Consider the following 19,350-nt stretch of genomic DNA (forward strand, 5'->3'; position numbering starts at 1 on the left):
AGAGAGAGGCGAACCCCTGATGCGATTGTTGCCACCAGATTAGCACAGAAATTCAGTGCTGTGCGGATAATGCGGAGCGGGCGTCATGATCAGGCAGAGAACAGCGACCCGGTCGCGCTGTCATCGAAAGTCAAAATCCTGTCAGTCAGAGCTAATCGGGGAACGGCGCGGCCGCGTATTCATGGTTCACCCGATGATCGAACGAGATCTCAACCCTGAGGAGGAAACAGCCATGACTTTTGACACCACAACGCTCACCCAGGAACGCCTGCTGACCATCAACCACAAAACCGATGGCGAAGTGAAAGACGCCCTGCCCGGCGTCCATGTCACGCCGCTTTATCTGGACCGCGAAAAGGGTATCTGGGTTATCTACGCCCGGTTCGAGCCGGGCACCCGCTTGCCGCGCCATTACCATTCGGGCGTCGTTCATTTCTACACCACCAAGGGCTCGTGGAACTATCTCGAGCATGCCGAGGACGTGCAGACCGCTGGCAGCTATCTGTTCGAACCCGCAGGCTCGCACCACACCTTTGTGTCCGAGGAAGGTTCCGAAGGGTTCATGGTCATCGAAGGTGCCAATGTGAACCTCAATGACGACGGCTCGATGATGTTCATCATGGATGCCGGCTGGATCGAGGACACCATCAACCGGATCGCCGGCGAGACCGGCCAGAAGGTTCCCCCCTATGTCCGCCCGGGCGTTGTCGCGCAGGGCTGACAGGCGCGGCCGCGGCGCATGGCCGGGGCCAAGGACGACCTGAGATGTCCGAAGGGTGGCGCAATGTCCGCCCTTCGGATTTCGCGTTTCTGACATCCCGTTTTTCCTGTATCCGCACCGTCGCTTGCGGTTTGTGGCATGATGCCACGGGCGAAGAGCACAATGTGCTTGGCGTCTGGGGTCAGCCGACGCATCTGTCCCTGCACGACAAGCTGGATGAGGCCGGCATCGACAGCGTCGGGCGCGATGCGCTGAAACAGGCAGAGGACGCAGGCCACAGGGGCAGCCGTATCAGATCCGGCGCATCAGATCTGGCGCATCAGATCTGGCGCATCTGGGCCTGTGCGACGATTGCGCCTGTGGCGACGCCGCCGGGGGCGCCGCCCTGAGGTTCGTCGGTGATAGCCAGGGTTGCGTTTGCGATCAGTAGCCGGAACTCGTCCGGGATGATCATGGCCGCATGGCCCGCATCCGGCATCACCCCCAGAGACACCGGCGCGCGGTCGCCCTGTATCAGCCACAATTCGAAATCGCGCCCTTCGGCAGGCGGCTGGCCGGCAACCGCGACACGCATTTCGCCGTCCACGTCATCGTAAAGCGCTGTCAGACGAACGGAGCTGTCTGCCGACACCATGTCCGACACCCAGAGCTGGCGACTGTCGGTTTGACCCAGGGGCCACTGCGCCAGCAGCACAAGCAGCGCGGCTGCGGCGCAGGTCGCGCCGATCGCGAGCCAGCGCCAGAATGCGTTTCGACGACCCGTTTGCGCATCCGGGGCCGGCGCGAACAGCCGGGCCTCGACCGCGGCCCAGACCCTATCCGGCGGACCGACGGGTCTGACCTCATCGGCCATCGGATCGAAATGGGTCTGCCAGCGGCTCACCTCGTCCAGCAATTGCGGCTCGTGCAGCAGACGCTGGCGAAACACCTCGCGCTCGGCCAGGGGCAACGTGCCGATGACATATTCACCTGCCGTCGCGACGTCGTCGGGATCAAGATCGGGGGCATCATCCGTCATCGGGTCAGACACTCCCTCAGCCGGATCAGACTGCGCCGCAACCAGCTGCGCATCGTGTTCATCGGAACCGCAAAGCGTTCGGCCAGTTCGACATAGCTTTCGCCTTCGACATAGGCGCGGCGTACGGCATCGGCGTGTTCTGCTGGCAGTTCCGTCAGGCAGGCGGTGATCCGGCGTCCTTCGGACCTGATCATGGCCAGCCCTTCGGGGGACGGCCCGTCATCGGGAATACGTTCAGCCGCGTCCAGATCGCCGCCACCGGGCTTGCGCGCGCGCAGCACGTCGATGGCATGATTGCGCGCGACCGCGTTCAACCAGGCCTGCGGGCTGGCGATATCGGAAAAATACCGGTCGGCATTGTGCCAGATCTTGACGAAAATTTCCTGCAACGCGTCCTCTGCCTCTTGCTGATCCTTCAAGATACGAAGGCAGACGCCAAAAAGTTTCGGCGCGGCAAGACGATAGAGTTGACCAAAGGCAGCGCGGTCCTGCAGGGCAACCTGTCCCAGCAGATCGGTCAGCTCTGCATTGGGTGTGGTCATATAACGGTCTCCGGCTCACTTTGACCGAAGATGCAACAAGCGTCAGAGGGCCGCAAGCAAGCCACTGCCGCGCGGCCCGCTTCACGAACGCGTGAACGGTGCAACAAAGCGCGGCGTCGCGCCGTCTTTGTAGTAATCCGTTTGCGCAAGGCAGCCGCGGATCTGCCCGGCTTTCTTTCAGGGCAGCACCGAAAAGAACATGGGGCCAGAGGTTACCTATTGAGCGAGAGTGCAAGACGACGGATTGCCATCATCGGCAGTGGCATTTCAGGGCTGGGCGCGGCGTGGCTGCTGGATGACCGGCACGATGTCACCTTGTTCGAGGCAGCCCCGCGCGCCGGTGGCCATGCCCGCACGGTTCATGCCGAAGGGGTGGATGTAGATACCGGGTTCATCGTCTGCAATCGGCGCACCTATCCGCTGTTCATTCCGATGCTGGAAAAGCTTGGCGTGGCGTTGGAGCCAAGCGATATGTCCTTCGGGGCCAGCTTTGGTCAGGGGCGATATGAGTATGGGACATCCTCGACCCGCGCCATGTTCGCGCAGCCGATGTGCCTGATGGATGCCGGTCACTGGCGTTTGATCCGCGACATCATGCGCTTTTTCCGGCAAGCGCCGTCGCATCACGCAAGTGACGGCAGCATCGGCGATCTGATCGGGGCGTTGCGCTTGGGCGATGAGTTTCGCGACCGGTTCCTGCTGCCGATTTCAGGGGCCATCTGGTCCACGCCGACGGCGGAAATGATGAAGTTTCCGGCGGGTGCGTTCGTTCGCTTTTTCGACAATCACGGGCTGTTATCGGTGAACGGCCAGCCGCAATGGCTGACCGTCAGCGGCGGGTCGCAACGCTATGTGCAGGCGATCCTCGACCGACTGAAGGGCGATCTGCGTCTGTCTTGCCCGGTGCATTCGGTGCGCCGCGATCCGGGTGGGATCACAATCGCCAGCGCGCGCGGCGAAGAGCGGTTTGATCGCGTGGTCTTTGCCACCCATGCCCCGCAGGCGCTGGCGGCACTGCAACGGCCCGATACCGATGAGGCCGCCATTCTGGGCGCGATGCGCACCCAGCCCAACCGGATGGTTCTGCATTCCGACCCGACCCTCATGCCCCGGCGGCGCGCGGCATGGGCATCGTGGAACTATGTCACGCGGGGCGATATGCCTGCGACGGATCGGCCCATCAGCCTGTCCTACTGGATGAACCGGTTGCAAAATCTGCAAACGGCACGCCCACTGATCGTGACCCTGAACCCCGAGACCGAACCCCGTCGCATCCATGACGAGGCCAGTTTCGCCCATCCGCAATTCGACGCCGCCGCAATTGCCGCGCAGGGGCGGTTGCATGAAATTCAGGGACGCGGTGGGGTGTATTATGCCGGTGCCTGGACGCGATACGGTTTTCACGAGGACGGGCTGCTGTCTGCGCTGCGCGTCGCCCAGGCCATGGGCATCGAATGGCCGCTTGGCCCTGATCCCTGGACAGCACCCAAACGGTTGGCCGCATGAGCGTTGATCTGTGGAGCGGCGCACTGGTTGACGCGGCCATCTGGCACGGACGGTCCGGTGATGTGTCGCGGCAATTCCGCTATCGCGCGCTTTACGCCGCCTTGCCGCTGGAAGAATTGGAGCAAGGGCTGCTGCCCCTGCACCCCGACCGGCGGGGATTGTGGCAGCTGCGGCGGCGCGATTACGGTCAGCGGGATGGCGGCTCGCTGCTGGCATTCATTCGGCAGCAACTGGCGCCTGTCGGCCTGGAACATTGCCAGACAGCGCTTGTGACCCTGCCGCGCAGCCCGTTGCACGGGTTCAACCCGGTCAGCTTTTGGCTGGCACGCGATGAAGGCGGTTTGCGCGCGGTGCTGTCCGAGGTGTCGAACACCTTTGGCGAGACGCATCTTTATCTGTGCCATCATCCCGACAATCGGGTCATCACGCGCTCTGACCGGCTGACCGGGGACAAGCTGTTCCACGTTTCGCCCTTTCTTCCGCGCGAAGGGCGCTATGTCTTTCGCTTCGATGCGGGGCCCGGTCGGTTCGGGGCGTGGATCGACTGGATCGGGGCGGATGGGGATGTGCGGTTGCAGACCTCGATGGTCGGACCGGCGCGCGTTCTGGACCGATCAAGCCTGCGCCGCGCCGCGTTGCGCCACGCATTCCAGCCCCAAAAGGTCACAGGCCTGATACACTGGCAGGCGGCAAAGCTGTTTTCGCGCGGCATCCGTTACAAGACCAAACCGCCACAACTGGATCAGTCCCAGTCCGACGTCACGAAACCAGAGACCAAGAATGTTTGAGCAAAGCATCAGATCCGAATTTCTGCGCACGCTGGAGAAAATCAGCTGCGGCAGCCTGCTGCTGACAACGCCGGATGGGACCACGCAGGTCTTTCAGGGCGATCAGGCGGGCCCCGAGGCCGTGTTGCAGATCCGTGACTGGCGCATGGTGCCGGCGCTGGCGGCAAAGGGCGATATTGGCCTGACCGAAGCCTATCGCGACGGCTGGTGCGACACGCCCGATCTGGTTGCGCTGCTGACGCTTGGGTTGATGAACGAAGAGGCGCTGGACCGCTATATCTATGGCAGGCCGTTGCAGGCGCTGGCGATGCGTTTGCTGTATCTGCTGAACCGGAACACGCGCGCGGGATCGCGGCGCAATATCTCGGCGCATTACGATCTGGGGAATGATTTCTATCGGCTGTGGCTGGACGATACGATGACCTATTCCTCGGCGCTGTTTGCCGAGGGTGACGATCTGGCGGCCGCACAGCGGCGCAAATACGACCGCATCATCGGCGGCTTGGCGGGCGGATCGGGGCGGTTGCTGGAAATCGGCTGCGGTTGGGGAGGCTTTGCCCAACGCGCGCTGGAACGCGGCGATTTCGCGCCGAAAGGGCTGACCCTGTCCAGCGAGCAGGCCGCCTATGCCCGCAACCGGCTGGGGCCTGACGCTGAAATCGTGTTGCAGGATTATCGCGACGAAACAGGCCGTTTCGACCACATTGTTTCCATCGAGATGTTCGAGGCCGTGGGCGAAAAATTCTGGCCGGTCTATTTCGGCAAACTGGCCGAGGCGCTGACGACCGAAGGCCGCGCCATGATCCAGACCATCACCGTTGCCGACCGCTATTTCGACCGCTACCGCAAGGGCGGCGACATGATCCGCAGCTTTATCTTTCCAGGCGGCATGTTGCCCTCGCCCGCGCGCTTTCAGGCCGAGGCCGAACGCGCCGGCCTGCGCATCGAGGATGCATTCGGCTTTGGTCGCGACTATGCCCGCACATTGACCAACTGGCTGGACAATTTTGACGCGCGACGCACCGAGGTGCAGCAGCTGGGCTTTGATGAGGCATTCATCCGCGTCTGGCGTTTCTATCTTGCAGCCTGCGCGGCGTCTTTTTCGGTCCAACGGACGGATGTGGTGCAGTATCGTCTGGCCCATGCCTGAGCCAGCGCCGCGGGCTGGCCCCAGCCGGCGCGATCTGGTTGCCTATTCGATCATGGCCATGCCGCTGGCCTTTGGCGGTTTGCCGCTTTACATCCACGCGCCGGATTTCTTTGCCGCAGAACGCGGGATTTCGCTGGCTGCCCTTGGGTTGGCGCTGTTCTGGCTGCGAATGCTGGATGCGGGGCTGGACCCGGTCGTGGGCTGGGCCGGTGACCGCTGGCCGGGCGCGCGCGCTGGCATGGCTGCGGCGGGGGCACTGCTGCTGGGCGCTGGCGTCGCCACATTGTTTGCGCCGCCTGCCTTGCCGGTGCTGATCTGGTTTACCTTGGCGATGGCTGTCGCGAGCCTTGGGCACAGCCTGATTTCAGTCAACCTGATGACGCTTGGCGGGCTATGGCGGCGCGATCCTGCGCAGAAATCGCGGATCAGCGCCGCGCGTGAGGGCTTTGGGCTGGCGGGCCTGATGGTTGCGGTCGTCCTGCCAGCGGCCCTGACGCCATTGATGGGGCGACAAGGGGCGCTGCTGGCGCTGGCCGGTGTGCTGATCCTGACCTTGCTGCTGACGCTGCCGGTGTTTCTGCGCTGGCTTTCCCGAGCGCGGCTGCACGTGACCGCACAGCCCGATGCGCGCCCAAACTGGGGCGCATTGCTGCCGTTTTATCTGGTGGCCGGGATTGTGCTGCTGTCTGCGGCTTTCCCGGCGGCGCTGGTCCTGATGCTGGTTCGCGATCTGCTGGGGGCAGAGCCGCTGACGGGCCTGTTCCTGCTGACCTATTTCGCAGCCGCCCTGCCCGGGGCCTTTGCATCGGGCCGTCTGGCCGGGCGCTTTGGCGCGGTGCCGGTCTGGACCGCCGCGCTGACGCTGTCGATCGCGGCTTTCGCGTTTGCGCTGACGCTTGGGCCCGGCGACACTGCCGCCTTCTTCGCCATTTGCCTTGCCACCGGTTTCTGCTTTGGTGCCGATCTGGTTCTGCCGCCAGCCATCCTGTCCGACAGGATCGAGGCCACCGCAACAGAAGCGGCCGCCACCCGCGCCTATGCCGCGCTTGGTTTTCTGACCAAGGCCGCGCTTGCACTGGCGGGTGCGATTGCGTTGCCCTTGCTGCAACTGGCGGGGTTTCGTCCTGCATTGCCAAACGATTCAGGCGCGTTGCAGGCATTGCTGATGCTGTATGCCGGCGTGCCGCTGGTGTTGCGGGCGATGGCCGTCACGATACTGATATATCTTCACAAAAGGGGCGCGATATGAGCGAACGCATCTGGATCATGGGCGCATCCGATGGGATCGGTGCGGCGCTTGCACGCGAATGGGCCAGGCGCGGGGCGCGGCTGGTCCTGTCCGCACGGTCCCACGACAAGCTGACGGCACTGGCCGCAGAGATTGGCGGCGCCGAGGTGCTGGCCTGCGATGTGGCCGATCGCGGCAGTCTGGAGGACGCTGCCCGACAAATCAAAGCCGGCGGGCAACTGGACCGGGCGATCACCTTGGCGGCGCTGTATGATCCGGGCAAGGTGATGCAGATCGACCCCGATCGCGCCGCCCAGATCGTGACGGTCAACCTGACCGGCTGCTTCAATTTCGCCCGCGCCGCCGAACCGCTGTTGAAACAGGGTGGACAGTTGGCGCTGACCGGATCGGTCGCGGGCTATATCGGTCTGCCGCAGGGCCAGATTTATTCCGCGACCAAGGCCGGCGTGATCAATCTGGCCGAATCCCTGCGGGTCGAGCTGGCACCGGCGGTCGATGTGCGGCTGATCTGCCCCGGCTTTGTCGTCACGCAGCTTACGCAACAGAATGATTTTGACATGCCCGCCCTGATGCAGCCCGACGACGCGGCCAGCGCGATCCTGAAGGGGCTGGATGGGCGCGGTTTCGAGGTGCATTTCCCGCGCCGGCTGACCCTGCCTCTGAAGCTGCTGCGCGCGCTGCCCTATCCGCTGGCGTTGCTTTTGACCAAAAGGCTGGTGACCTGAGTGGTGCATGGGCCGCTGTGCCCGCGTGGCTGATCCGGGCCAGGGCATCCATTCACCAGGCTACCTGATTGCCCTTCCAGTCCCAGAACGTCCCGCTATCGGCTGGCGTCAGACGCGAAATCACATCGAGCAAGGCCTGAGCGGATTTCTCTGGCGTGATGGTCGGATGACGGGCCGCGTATTCCTGCGTCAGCGCCGTTTCAACGGTGCCCGGATGCAGCGCGACGACGATGCGATTTTGGTGTTTACGAGCGATCTCTATCGCGGCGGTACGGATGATCTGGTTCTGTGCCGCCTTGGCCGCGCGATAGCTGATCCAGCCGCCGAGGCCGTTGTCGCCAATGGACCCCACCCGGGCCGAAAGCGAGGCAAACACTGCCCTGCCCTCCTCTCGCATCAGGGGGCTGAAATCGCGCAGCAGCAGCGCCACGCCAATCGCGTTGAGCTGAAACTGCGCGGCCATGGCATCGGCATCAATCGCGCGGATCGTCTTTTCCGGCGTTTGCCCGTCTACGACAAGCGCGCCGGTTGCATTGAAGATCAGATCAAAGCGCTGGTCGCTGATCCGTTCTGCCGCCGCCGCGACGCTGGCCTGATCTCTCAGATCCAACCCGTCCCGGCGCGACAGGCCCGTTACCTCGCCGCCACCATCGCGCAACCGTTTGGCAATCGCCCCACCGATGCCGCCCGTGTCGCCGATCACCAGCGCCTTCATGACAGCCAGCGCGCCACGCTGACACCCGCCCAGGCCGAGAAACCTGTGAGAAAACCGCCCCAAAGCGTGTCGATCACGACCTGCTGCATCGACCAGTCGCGCAGCGTTGCATAGTTGGTGAATTCATAGGTGCCATAGCACATCAGACCGATCAGCGCCCCGCCGACCAGCGCCTTGATCGGCCTGCCCTCTGCCAGCGCCGGCACCGAGACAAAATACAACACCCCGACGATATAGGCCGAGTAAAACAGCGCCGCCGGCAGCATCCGGAACGGATCGGCCAGCAACGCGCCGACATGGCGCTCAAACACCGGCCGGATGATCTGGGTGATGCCGATGATGTCGATCAGCAGAAAGATGACAAGCGTGGCAGCGTAGAGGATGATGATTTGCATGGCTGGGTCCTGAATGGTCTGTGTTCATATGACGAATGACTCCGGCAGAAAGTTGCGTCGCAAGGGGGATTTATGGGCTGTTGCCCCGTTCCGGTATTCGCCCGATCGGTCATCGACGGACGCTGCAAGGCACGGCGGGCTTGCGACCCGATGCCAATATCCATCGGCATCCGCGCGGTTGACAAGAAACGGGGCGGACCATAATCCGGGTTCATTCTCAGGGCGGGGTGCAATTCCCCACCGGCGGTTACAGCCCGCGAGCGCCGTCAGTTGGGCGGGTCAGCAGATCCGGTGAAATTCCGGGGCCGACGGTCATAGTCCGGATGAAAGAGAATGGGGCAATCGGTGTCGAACCGCGCGTCTCTGACGCTCTGGGGTCTTGTCATGTTGAAAGGATCCAGAGCTATGACAAAAACCCCAAAATTCGCCTTCATCAAGGCGCGCTGGCATGCCGAGATCGTTGACCAGGCTTATGCGGGTTTTCAGGCGCGACTGAAAGAACTGGGTGTCGCGGCGCAGGTTGATACGTTCGACGTGCCCGGCGCGTTTGAAATGCCGCTAATGGCGCAAAAGCTGGCCGAGACCGGCGAATATGCGGCCGTCGCGGCGGCGGCGCTGGTCGTTGATGGTGGCATTTACCGGCACGATTTTGTGGCGCAGGCCGTGGTGTCGGGGCTGATGGACGCAGGTTTGACGACCGGCGTGCCGGTGCTGTCGGTGTCGCTGACCCCACATCACTTTCAACCGACGACCGACCATATCGGCTTTTTCGCCGAGCATTTCGTGACGAAGGGCCGCGAGGCAGCGGATGCCATCATGGCCGTTACCCGCCTGCACGACGGGCTTGTGCCAGCGGAAAAATCCGCCGCCTGATCTGCAATGGCTGGCGGCGTCAGTCGGCGGCGTCAGTTGGCAGCCACGCCCCCGGTCATGTTCGGATCTTCGGTCCCGAGCAGCCGGCGCGCGGTGAACTTGTCGGTGATCAGCACGTCGATCACGCCTGTTCGCAAGGCGCCCCGGATCGCTGCGGCTTTCGCCTGCCCGCCGGCAAGCGCCATGACGCGGTCGACGGGGCCCAGTTCTTCCAGCGTCATGCCGATCACACGCTCGTCCAGCGGCGTCTTGACCAGCCCGCCCTCGGCATCGAAAAAGCGCAGGCTGATATCGCCGACGCCGCCAGCCTCGCGGATTTCACTGAGTTCGCGTGAGGAAAACACGTTGCCGCTGCGCGACAGCATTCCCGATGGCTCGATCGCGCCGATCCCGACAATGCCCAGGGTGATGCGCCGGTAGAGATCCATCGTCTCGCGGATATAGGGGTCGCCCAGCAGGACCAGCTTGGCCTCGCGCGATTGGGTCACACCGGGCGCGCTGAGCATCTGCGGCTCGGCCCCGGTCAGCCGCGCCAGACGGGTGATCAACTGGTTGGCATGGGTCTGTACCGCCGGGTTGCCCATGCCGCCAAGGGTCTGGACGACGAATTTTGCCTTGCCGGATTTCATCGGATGGATGTTGTCGACCATGCGCAGGATGGTTTCCGACCAGCTTGACACGCCGATGATTTCGCCCGCCTGCAGTGTCGCCTCAAGGAAATGCGCGGCGGCCTCGCCGATCCGGGCCATGATGGCGCCGTCGCGATCCTCGCTGCACTCGACGACGATGACCTCGGACAGGCCAAACAGATCGCGCAGATCGCGTTCCAATTCGACATAAGTACCCGAGGGCGCGACCACCGTGGTGCGCACGATTTCCTCTTCGACGGCCTTCTTTAGCAGGCGCGAAACACTCGCCTGCGAAATGCGCAGATGCTGGGCGATATCCGCCTGACGCTGACCTTCGCTATGATACATCTGCGCCACGCGCGAAATCATGCGAAGTTCGTTCAGGCGGGACATGTCAGGCCTTTCGCGAGAGTGAATAATTATTCACTATACCTGCGCCGTTGTGCGGGCAATAGCCATTCGCCAACTTTCCAATGCCGCAATCCGGGTTTCCGGCTGCATTTGCGGGGTGATGTGCGCGTCGCGGCTGATCAGCGCGGTCAGCGCATCCAGATCGGCCCAGAAGCCGGTTTTCAGCCCGGCCAGATAGGCCGCGCCCAGCGCCGACGCCTCGGCATTGCGGCAGGGTGTGACCGGGTGGTTCAGATAATCGGCGACAAGCTGCATCAAAAAGCGATTGCGGCTTGGGCCACCATCCACGGAAAGCCGGCCGATCCCGCCTGCGGCCTCTGCCATGATCGCGAATACGGCCTGAACCTGCAGCGCCATGCTGTCAGCCGAGGCGCGCGCGATCTGGGCCGGACCACTGCCAAAGGACAGCCCGCAGACCAGTCCGCGCGCGTCCGCGTCCCAATAGGGCGCACCCAGACCGACATGGGCCGGCACCAGTGACACCCCACCGCTGTCGGGGACTGTCTGGGCAAGGTCCAGCAAGGCCTCCACCCCATCCAGACCAAGCAGCGCGGCGGTCCAGGGCAGGATCGCGGCGCTGACGAGGATATTGCCCTCGAACGCAAAGGTGGACGTGCCGTTCAGCGACCAGGCGATGGTGGTCGTGATGCCCTGGGGGGGGATGATGAAGTCGGGAATCGTCGTCATGACGGATGATCCGGTGCCGAAAGTCACCTTGCCATCGCCGCTACCAAAGGCGCCGTGGCTGAACAATGCCGCATGTGAATCGCCAATGGCCGACGCGATGGGGATGCCGCCCGGCAATGGGCCGTCGGCCTGCGTGACACCGAAATCATGGGCGGAATCGCAAACCACGGGCAGTGCTGACTGGTCGATCCCGAACAATGCGCAGAGCCATTCGTCCCATTGTCCCTCGGCCAGATTGAACAATTGCGTCCGCGCCGCGTTCGAGCGATCGGTCGCATGGACCCGCCCCCCGGTCAGCTTCCAGATCAGCCAGCTGTCCACGGTGCCGATGCAGATATTCGTGCCACCGCCATGATGCTTTTGCAGCCACGCCGCCTTGGTCGCCGGAAACATCGGGTCCAGCGGCAGGCCGGTCCGCGCGATCACCTCGGCTTCATGGCCCGCGTCGCGCAGTGCCTCGCACCCGGCGGCGGTTCGGCGGCATTGCCAACTGATGACCGGGCCAAGGGGTTGCCCGGTCGCCCGGTCCCAGATCAATATCGATTCGCGTTGGTTCGAAATGCCAAGAGCCACGATCTCGACGTCCGGCGCGGCCTGCAAACAGGCACCGATTGCAGTCAGCGTGGCCTGCCAGATCGCCTCGGCATCCTGCTGGACCCAGCCTGAACGTGGATGGTCAATTGGCACGGGCGCCGAACCGCTGGCGATGATCCGGCCCGCCTCATCGACCATCACCGCCTTGGAATTGGTCGTGCCCTCGTCGATGGCCAGGACGACGCGCCGGGACATGACTTATGCCTTCCGCTTCAGCAAGGCTGCGGCGCTGTCGGCAATGGCTGCGGGCGACATGCCGAAATCATCCAGCAATTGATTGGCGGATGCGGTGTGGGCGAAGACGCCCGGCACGCCCAGTCGGGTCATCGGCACCGGCATGTTATCCACGACCACCTCGGCCACGGCGCTGCCAAGACCGCCGAAGGTGGTGTGTTCCTCGACCGTCAGAATTGCGCCGGTATCGGTCGCGGCAGCGATGATCGCCTCTGCGTCGATGGGCCGGACGGTGGCCATATTCAGGACACGCGCGGCGATGCCCCTGCCCTCAAGCAGGTCGGCTGCGATCAATGCGCGGTGGGTCAACACGCCGTTGGCGATGATGGTCAGATCATTGCCTTCGCGCAGCGTATTCGCACGGCCAAGTTCAAAGACATGTCCGTCGGGCAGAACGTCGGGCACGCCCACGCGGCTGAGCCGCAGAAAGCAGCCGCCGTCATGCTTGGCGGCCCAGCGGATGGCGGCTGCGGTCTCGTTGCGGTCGGCGGGACAGATGACGGGTACATTGGGCAATGCGCGGATCCAGGCGAAATCCTCGATCGAATGGTGGGTCGGGCCAAGTTCGCCATACGCCATGCCCGAACTGATGCCGACCAGTTTCACATTGGTCTGCGAATAGGCGATATCGGCCTTGATCTGTTCCAGCGCGCGACCGGTCAGAAAGGGGGCAGCCGCGCAGACAAAGGGGATCTTGCCGCCATTGGCCAGCCCGGCGCCGACACCCACCATGTTCTGTTCGGCAATGCCGACATTGATCAGACGGTCGGGGAATTTGTCGCGGAACCCACCCAGTTTGGATGAGCCGACCGAGTCATTGACGACCGCAACGATATCGTCATTCGCAGCGCCCAGTTCCTCCAGCGTCGCGGTGAAGGCGTCGCGGCAATCATGGAGCTTTGCGGCTTCAAAGGGGGCGTTCATTCTGCGGGCTCCTTCAATTCGGCGATTGCCTGCTCGTACTGTTCTTTGCTGGGCACTTTGTGATGCCAGGCGACGTTATCGGTCATGAAGGAAATGCCCTGGCCCTTGTTGGTATGTGCGACGATGCAAGTCGGTTTGCCCGGCGTCACATTCTGCGCCGCCAGCGCCTGTGTGATCTGATCCATATCATGGCCGTCAATTTCCTGCACCGCCCAGCCGAAGGCCTCTAGCTTGGGGGCAAGCGGCGCGACATCGTTCGTATCCGCCAGCCGCGCGCCCTGCTGCAGGCGGTTATGGTCGATGATCAGCGTCAGGTTATCCAGCTTGAACTGCGCGGCGGACATGATCGCCTCCCAGTTGGACCCCTCTTGCATCTCACCGTCGCCGGTGATGACGAATGTCCGCCAGTTGGCCTTGTCCAGCTTTGCAGCCGTGGCCATGCCGACGGCAACCGGCAGGCCGTGCCCCAGCGGGCCGGTATTGGTTTCCACCCCCGGAACCTTCACCTTGTTGGGGTGACCGTTCAAGCGCGAGTTATGCTGCAGGAAGGTCGCGATCTCTTCCTTCGGGATGAAACCTTTTTCCGACAGCGTGATATACAATGCCAGCGCCGTGTGCCCCTTGGACAGGACCAGGCGATCCCTGTTCGGATCGAGCGGGTTATCGGGATCGACATTCATCGCATCAAAGTACAGTGCGGTCAGCAGGTCGATGACCGACATCTCTCCGCCGACATGGCCCGCGCCCGCCTCGAACACGGCGCGGACATCACGCTGACGGATACGATTCGCTATTTTGCGAAGCTCCTGGGGTTCCATGCACACCTCGTATGAATATATATTCTCTAACTACTAAAAATGCACACGCCCGTCAAGTCAGGCAATGGCCCCTGTCCCGCGAAAAATAGATCGGCCAGCAATGATTGCGCAAACGGCGCTGCATCGACTCATCCGCAGACTTGACAGCCCGGACACAAACCGCTAGGCATTTTTGATCACTAGTGAATATTTATACTGAACTGGTGTGCTTCGGGAGGATGCCATGACGAACGCCACGACCGAAACGGCCGGGAAACCCCGCCTGTCAGAGTTCTTGTCGCCCACCGGCGTCACCGGGCCACTGATCGGGTTGATCCTGCTATGCGTCGTCCTGTCGCTGGCCACCGACTCTTTCCTGTCGGTCCGCAACTTTCTGAACATTCTCGATCAGATCACCGTCCTGGGCATCATGGCGGTCGGCATGACCTTCGTGATCCTCATCGGCGGGATCGATCTGTCTGTCGGGTCGGTCCTTGCTTTGGCGATGATGGTCCTTGGCTATCTTGCGGTCACGATGGGTCTGCCCATGCCTGTGGCAATCGCCGGGGCGCTTGTCGCGGCGGCCCTGTGTGGGCTGGGATCGGGGTTGCTGATCACCATGTTCAACGTGCCGGCCTTCATCGCCACGCTGGCGATGATGTCGATCGCACGCGGGCTGGCCAACATGATCACCAATGGCTCGCAGATCATCGGCTTTCCGGCGTGGTTCAACATGTCAGCGATCATTCGTTATGGCGGTTTTCTGACCATGACCGTGGCCGTGATGCTGGTCGTGTTCCTGCTGGCCTTTCTGTTTCAGCGTTACCGCCAGGGTGGCCGTTCGCTCTATGCAATCGGCGGCAGCCCCGAGGTGGCCCGTCTGGCCGGGATCAATGTCAATCGCGCGACGGTGCTGGTCTACGTCGCATCTGCCACGCTGTCGGGTCTGGCGGGCGTGCTGATGGCCGCAAGGCTGGATGCGGTGCAGCCCAGTTCCGGCGTGTCCTACGAACTTGACGCCATCGCGGCTGTGGTTATCGGCGGAACCAGCCTGTCGGGCGGCACCGGCGGGATCGGCGGCACGCTGATCGGCGTGCTGATCATCGGCGTGCTGCGCAACGGGCTGAACCTGATGCAGGTCTCGCCCTTCGTGCAGGCCGTCATCATCGGTCTGGTCATCGTGCTGGCTGTCGCCGCCGAAACCTTCAAGCGCCGTGGCCGCTGAGAATTTTTCGGTGAAGGAAATGCCCTTCTCCGATCCATTGACCCGCAATGCCGGGTCGCAACGGACCGAAGTTTCAACGGTTCACCCAACGAGGAGGAATAATATGAAATTCACAGCGAAAGCCATGATCGCGGCGACTGCCCTGGCGGGTTTGGCCACGGCAGCCTCGGCTGAAGAGATCAAGACAATCGGTGTCGCGGTGCCAAACCTGCAGGCGGACTTTTTCAACCAGATCAAGCTTGGCGTTGAAAACTATGCCAAGGAAAAAGGCATGGAGACGATCATCGTAGACGCCAAGAACGACACCGCGACCCAGGTCAGCCAGGTGCAGGATCTGCTGACGCAGGGCATCGACGCGTTCATTTATATCCCTGCCGGCGCCGCCGCAGCCGCCGTACCGACGCGCCTTGCGCGCAACGAGGGCATCCCGGTCATCAACGTGGACCGCACCCCCGAAGGCGAACCGGGCGATACATTCATCGCCGGTGAAAGCGTCGAATCCGCCTATGAGGTCTGCAAGACGATCATTGAAATGGCTGGCGGCGAAGGCAAGATGGCCATCATCCACGGCCAGAAGGGCACGACGCCCGAGGTCGACCGCTTTGCCGGCTGCAACCGCGCCATCGAGGAAAACCCCGGCGTCGAACTGGTCAGCCAGCAATGGAGCCAGATGTGGTCGCCCGATGAGGGCTTTTCCATCGCGCAGAACATGCTGCAGGCGAACCCCGACCTGAAGATCATCTTTGGTCAGGCTGACGCGCTGGCGATGGGTGCGGCAAAGGCTGCCGACGTGGCTGGTGTGTCCGATGACATCATCATCGGCGGCTATGACGGCGATGTCGCGGCACTGGAATACCTGGCGAAATGCGAAGGTCCGTTCAAGGTGACCGCCACGCAGAGCACCCAGTTGATGGGCCGTCTGGCCGTTGATTCCGCCATTGCCGTCGCGGCAGGCGAAACGGTCGAGGAACGTCAGACCCCGAATGCGGTCCTGACCACCTGTGAAAACGCACCAGAGTTCGTCGCTCAGCACCCCTGATCCGACACGACGAAGAAAGGCGCCGCCATGGCTTCCGAAGGCAAGACACCCATCCTGACCCTGAGGAACATCCATAAATCCTATGGACCCATCGAGGTTCTGCACGGGATCGACATGGAGATCTGCCCCGGCGAAGTGGTGGCGCTTTTGGGTGAAAACGGGGCGGGGAAATCGACCGTCTCGAACATCATCTCGGGGACGGTGCAGCCGTCCTCGGGGACCATGACCTGGCAGGGCGCGGCCTACGCGCCCGCCAGCCCGCGTGAGGCGATGGATGCGGGCGTCGGTATGATCCATCAGGAACTGATGCTGCTGCCGCATCTGTCTATTGCCGAAAACGTCTTTGTCGGGCGCTATCCGATGAAGGGCGGCCGCGTTGACCGCGCAGAAATGGAAAGCCGCGCCAGGCAGGGGCTGGAACGGCTGGGGCTGAACATCTCGCCGCGCCGCAAGGTCGAAGGGTTGTCGACCGCAAGCCAGCAGCTGATCGAAATCGCCAAGGCGCTGACGCTGAACGCGCGGCTGTTGATCCTTGACGAACCCACCGCCGCGCTAGGCGGCGAGGAAACCCGGTTGCTGTTTGATCAGATCCAGCGGCTGCGCGCCGATGGCGTCGGCATCATCTATATCTCTCACCGGTTGGAAGAAATCCGCCAGATCGCCGACCGCATCGTGGTCATGCGCGACGGAGCGAAGGTTCAGGAATTCGACACTGCCGACCTGCCCGTGCGCACGATCGTCGAGGCGATGGTGGGCCGCAGCATGGACCAGATGTTCCCGCCATTGGCCACGCCGTCGGACAAGACCGTCCTCGAGGTCGCGGGCCTGACATCCCCGACGGGCGAGTTTTCCGATGTCAGCTTCAACGTCAAGCGTGGCGAGATCTTCGGCATCGCTGGCCTTGTCGGCGCCGGGCGAACCGAGCTTGTGCGCGCCATTGCAGGTGCCGATCCGATTGCCTCTGGCAGCGTCCGCCTGCTGGGCGAAGATATCACACCGCAATCGCCCAGTGACGCGATCCGCAAGGGCGTTGTGCTGGTGCCCGAAGATCGCAAGCAGCAGGGCGTCGTGCTGGATCATTCGATTGCCGAGAATATCGCCTATTGCAACTTTGAAACTGTCGCCAAAAGCGGTTGGGTCAGCCGGTCGCGGGTCCGCGACTTTGCACAACAGAATATCCAGAAGTTCGGCGTCAAAGGACGCTGGAACCAGAACGCCGGTGAAATGTCCGGCGGCAACCAGCAAAAGGCGGTCATTGCCAAATGGCTGGCGCGCAACCCTCGCGTCGTGCTGCTGGATGAACCGACGCGCGGCATCGACGTGGGTGCGCGTTCTTCGATCTATGAAATCATTCACGAACTTGCCGCAGCCGGCGTTGCCGTTATCGTCGTCAGTTCCGACCTTGAAGAGGTGTTGGGCGTGTCGAACCGAATCCTCGTCATGGCCGCCGGCCGCCAAAGCGGCATTCTCGATCACACCGAGGCGAATGACGTCTCGGTCATGGAACTAGCAACCGCCTGCAGAAGGGAACCCCATGAACCGTTTTGCGGGCAAGACAGTCGTCGTCACCGGCGGCAACAAGGGCATCGGGCTGGCCATCGCCCGCCGCTTTGCCGACGAAGGCGCGAACCTTGTCATCGCCTCTTTCGAGCCACAGGTGGAAGAGGCCGCCGCCGGACTGCGCGGGGACGGGCTGAAGGCCATCGGCGTCATCTGCGACGTCACCGATGCCGCCGCCGTAAAGGCGCTTTACGACGCGGCAGAACAGGAATTCGGTGGCGTTGATATCTCTGTCCAGAATGCCGGCATCATCACCATCGCCAAGGTCGAGGACCTGACCGAAACGCAATGGGACGACACCATGGAGGTGAACACCAAGGGGGTCTTCCTGTGCTGCCAAGAGGCGATCCGGCGCATGCGCGCATCAGGGCGCGGCGGTCGGGTGATCAACATGGCCTCGGGTCAGGCCGGGATGGGTTCATCTATACGCCGCATTACGCCGCATCGAAATTCGGCGTCATGGGCATGACGCAAAGCCTTGCCAAGGAGGTTGCGCTGGACGCGATCACCGTCAACGCCATTTGCCCGGGCATCATCCAGACCGACATGTGGGATTACAACGACCGCGTCTGGGGCCAGATGCTGGGCGATTTTGCGCCGGGCGAGCTGATGGCAAGCTGGGTCCAGAACATCCCCATGAAGCGCGCCGGCGAAGGCAAGGATGTGGCCGCACTTGCTGCCTTTCTCGCCAGCGAAGACGCGACATATATCACCGGCCAGACCATCAATGTTGATGGCGGCCTGATCATGTCCTGAGATCGGAGCGCCAGATGACCGACCCAACCACGCCGAACGCACCCAGATTGTTTGACCTGTCGGGCCGCGTGGCCCTTGTGACGGGCGCCGGCAGCGGCATTGGCCAGACGATTGCCATCGGCCTTGCGCAACACGGCGCCGATGTGGCGCTGGTGGATCGTCGCCGCAATGACGGGCTGGCGCAGACAGCAGCGTCCATCGCGGCTGTGGGGCGCAAATCGGTGCAGATCGCGGGTGACGTCACATCGGCCAGGGATCTGGGCGAGGCGGTGGCACAGACGGAAAAGGATCTGGGTCCGCTGCGCCTTGCGCTGAACGCCGCCGGAATTGCCAACGCCGATGCGGCAGAGGATATGACCGAGGATCAGTATCAGACCCTGATGGATGTCAACATGAAGGGCGTCTTTCTGTCCTGTCAGGCAGAGGCGCGGGCGATGCTGGCCCATGGTCAGGGCGGTTCGATTGTGAACATCGCCTCGATGTCCGGGGTCATCGTCAATCGCGGCCTGATGCAGGCGCATTACAACGCTTCGAAGGCCGGGGTTATCCATATGTCCAAGTCGATGGCGATGGAATGGGTGGACCGGGGTATCCGCGTCAACTCTATCTCGCCCGGCTACACCGCCACGCCGATGAACATCCGGCCCGAGATGGTCCACCAGACGCGCGATTTTGAAAGCCAGACGCCGATGGCACGCATGGCCAGCCCTGCCGAGATGGTCGGCCCCGCCGTGTTTCTGCTGTCGGATGCCGCGTCCTATTGCACAGGTGTCGATCTGCTCGTCGATGGCGGCTTTTGCTGCTGGTAGAGA

The 19,350-nt window shown here is 62.8% G+C and carries 21 protein-coding genes, 1 pseudogene and 1 riboswitch; of the genes and pseudogenes, 14 read left to right on the forward strand and 8 right to left on the reverse strand.

From position 1 onward, the window contains the following. The first annotated feature begins 232 nt into the window (after positions 1–232). Together CUV01_RS05995 and CUV01_RS06000 are read left to right on the forward strand one after the other, a co-directional pair. Positions 233–721, forward strand: coding sequence for a 2,4'-dihydroxyacetophenone dioxygenase family protein (locus CUV01_RS05995; RefSeq protein ID WP_101461897.1), 489 nt, complete (start codon positions 233–235; stop codon positions 719–721). A gap of 44 nt (positions 722–765) precedes the next feature. Next, a complete protein-coding gene (locus CUV01_RS06000) occupies positions 766–1,110 on the forward strand; it encodes a hypothetical protein (protein ID WP_101459677.1) in 345 nt (114 codons plus the stop codon). Here the strand turns inward: CUV01_RS06000 and CUV01_RS06005 are convergent. Both CUV01_RS06005 and CUV01_RS06010 read right to left on the reverse strand, forming a co-directional pair. After that, the gene (locus tag CUV01_RS06005; RefSeq protein ID WP_101459678.1) at positions 1,041–1,739 is read right to left on the reverse strand and encodes an anti-sigma factor; all 699 of its coding nucleotides are present in this window, start codon (positions 1,737–1,739) and stop codon (positions 1,041–1,043) included. The two genes, CUV01_RS06000 and CUV01_RS06005, sit on opposite strands and share 70 nt — an antisense overlap. Further along, positions 1,736–2,281, reverse strand: coding sequence for a sigma-70 family RNA polymerase sigma factor (locus CUV01_RS06010; RefSeq protein ID WP_101459679.1), 546 nt, complete (start codon positions 2,279–2,281; stop codon positions 1,736–1,738). Before CUV01_RS06010 ends, CUV01_RS06005 begins: the two co-directional genes overlap by 4 nt. 219 nt (positions 2,282–2,500) lie before the next feature. Here CUV01_RS06010 and CUV01_RS06015 point away from each other — a divergent pair, with 219 nt between their 5' ends. Genes CUV01_RS06015 through CUV01_RS06035 form a run of 5 tightly spaced genes read left to right on the forward strand, consistent with a single transcriptional unit; the run spans position 2,501 to position 7,699 of the window. Continuing rightward, a complete protein-coding gene (locus CUV01_RS06015; protein ID WP_232962543.1) occupies positions 2,501–3,787 on the forward strand; it encodes an NAD(P)/FAD-dependent oxidoreductase in 1,287 nt (428 codons plus the stop codon). Further along, positions 3,784–4,575, forward strand: coding sequence for a DUF1365 domain-containing protein (locus CUV01_RS06020; protein ID WP_101459681.1), 792 nt, complete (start codon positions 3,784–3,786; stop codon positions 4,573–4,575). Before CUV01_RS06015 ends, CUV01_RS06020 begins: the two co-directional genes overlap by 4 nt. Next, positions 4,568–5,725: an SAM-dependent methyltransferase gene (locus tag CUV01_RS06025; RefSeq protein WP_101459682.1), complete on the forward strand. Its 1,158-nt coding sequence runs from the start codon at positions 4,568–4,570 to the stop codon at positions 5,723–5,725. The genes CUV01_RS06020 and CUV01_RS06025 overlap by 8 nt, the downstream gene beginning before the upstream one ends. Further along, complete coding sequence (locus CUV01_RS06030; protein ID WP_157994787.1) at positions 5,718–6,974, forward strand: MFS transporter; 1,257 nt, start codon at positions 5,718–5,720, stop codon at positions 6,972–6,974. Before CUV01_RS06025 ends, CUV01_RS06030 begins: the two co-directional genes overlap by 8 nt. Next, on the forward strand, positions 6,971–7,699 hold the full coding sequence (locus tag CUV01_RS06035; protein ID WP_101459684.1) for an SDR family NAD(P)-dependent oxidoreductase: 729 nt from the start codon (positions 6,971–6,973) through the stop codon (positions 7,697–7,699). Before CUV01_RS06030 ends, CUV01_RS06035 begins: the two co-directional genes overlap by 4 nt. A gap of 52 nt (positions 7,700–7,751) precedes the next feature. On the opposite strand, the gene CUV01_RS06040 is transcribed toward CUV01_RS06035, so the two are convergent. Further along, entirely contained in the window at positions 7,752–8,414 is a 663-nt protein-coding gene (locus tag CUV01_RS06040; RefSeq protein WP_101459685.1) for an SDR family NAD(P)-dependent oxidoreductase, read from the reverse strand. Further along, positions 8,411–8,809, reverse strand: a complete 399-nt coding sequence (locus CUV01_RS06045) for a DUF2177 family protein (RefSeq protein ID WP_101459686.1) — start codon at positions 8,807–8,809, stop codon at positions 8,411–8,413. The genes CUV01_RS06040 and CUV01_RS06045 overlap by 4 nt, the downstream gene beginning before the upstream one ends. A gap of 209 nt (positions 8,810–9,018) precedes the next feature. Continuing rightward, positions 9,019–9,148: riboswitch (FMN riboswitch) on the forward strand. A gap of 66 nt (positions 9,149–9,214) precedes the next feature. Between CUV01_RS06045 and CUV01_RS06050 the strand changes: the two genes are divergently transcribed. Beyond that, positions 9,215–9,682, forward strand: coding sequence for a 6,7-dimethyl-8-ribityllumazine synthase (locus CUV01_RS06050; protein ID WP_101459687.1), 468 nt, complete (start codon positions 9,215–9,217; stop codon positions 9,680–9,682). A gap of 32 nt (positions 9,683–9,714) precedes the next feature. Here CUV01_RS06050 and CUV01_RS06055 read toward each other — a convergent pair whose 3' ends face one another. From CUV01_RS06055 to CUV01_RS06070, 4 genes are read right to left on the reverse strand one after another with little or no spacing between them, the layout of a single operon-like run. Continuing rightward, on the reverse strand, positions 9,715–10,704 hold the full coding sequence (locus CUV01_RS06055; protein ID WP_101459688.1) for a sugar-binding transcriptional regulator: 990 nt from the start codon (positions 10,702–10,704) through the stop codon (positions 9,715–9,717). Positions 10,705–10,737: 33 nt separating this feature from the next. Then, positions 10,738–12,198, reverse strand: a complete 1,461-nt coding sequence (locus tag CUV01_RS06060; protein WP_101459689.1) for an FGGY family carbohydrate kinase — start codon at positions 12,196–12,198, stop codon at positions 10,738–10,740. A gap of 3 nt (positions 12,199–12,201) precedes the next feature. Beyond that, positions 12,202–13,161, reverse strand: a complete 960-nt coding sequence (locus CUV01_RS06065) for a transketolase family protein (protein WP_101459690.1) — start codon at positions 13,159–13,161, stop codon at positions 12,202–12,204. Beyond that, positions 13,158–13,979, reverse strand: coding sequence for a transketolase (locus tag CUV01_RS06070; RefSeq protein WP_101459691.1), 822 nt, complete (start codon positions 13,977–13,979; stop codon positions 13,158–13,160). The genes CUV01_RS06065 and CUV01_RS06070 overlap by 4 nt, the downstream gene beginning before the upstream one ends. A gap of 223 nt (positions 13,980–14,202) precedes the next feature. Between CUV01_RS06070 and CUV01_RS06075 the strand changes: the two genes are divergently transcribed. The 6 genes and pseudogenes from CUV01_RS06075 to CUV01_RS06095 all read left to right on the forward strand — a co-directional run bounded on the left by CUV01_RS06075 (position 14,203) and on the right by CUV01_RS06095 (position 19,347). Next, positions 14,203–15,183 (forward strand): ABC transporter permease, encoded by a 981-nt coding sequence (locus CUV01_RS06075; protein WP_101459692.1) that lies wholly within the window; start codon positions 14,203–14,205, stop codon positions 15,181–15,183. A gap of 103 nt (positions 15,184–15,286) precedes the next feature. After that, positions 15,287–16,222, forward strand: a complete 936-nt coding sequence (locus CUV01_RS06080; RefSeq protein ID WP_101459693.1) for a substrate-binding domain-containing protein — start codon at positions 15,287–15,289, stop codon at positions 16,220–16,222. A gap of 114 nt (positions 16,223–16,336) precedes the next feature. Next, a pseudogene (locus CUV01_RS06085) lies at positions 16,337–17,470 on the forward strand (sugar ABC transporter ATP-binding protein); the annotation flags it as partial. Positions 17,471–17,756: 286 nt separating this feature from the next. Next, complete coding sequence (locus tag CUV01_RS20210) at positions 17,757–18,251, forward strand: SDR family NAD(P)-dependent oxidoreductase (protein ID WP_277869388.1); 495 nt, start codon at positions 17,757–17,759, stop codon at positions 18,249–18,251. Continuing rightward, entirely contained in the window at positions 18,242–18,538 is a 297-nt protein-coding gene (locus CUV01_RS20215; RefSeq protein ID WP_277869389.1) for an SDR family oxidoreductase, read from the forward strand. Before CUV01_RS20210 ends, CUV01_RS20215 begins: the two co-directional genes overlap by 10 nt. Positions 18,539–18,552: 14 nt before the next feature. Next, a complete protein-coding gene (locus CUV01_RS06095; protein ID WP_101459694.1) occupies positions 18,553–19,347 on the forward strand; it encodes an SDR family oxidoreductase in 795 nt (264 codons plus the stop codon). The last annotated feature ends 3 nt before the right edge of the window (positions 19,348–19,350 follow it).

It is taken from the genome of Paracoccus tegillarcae, from assembly GCF_002847305.1.
Classification (GTDB): Bacteria; Pseudomonadota; Alphaproteobacteria; order Rhodobacterales; family Rhodobacteraceae; genus Paracoccus; species Paracoccus tegillarcae.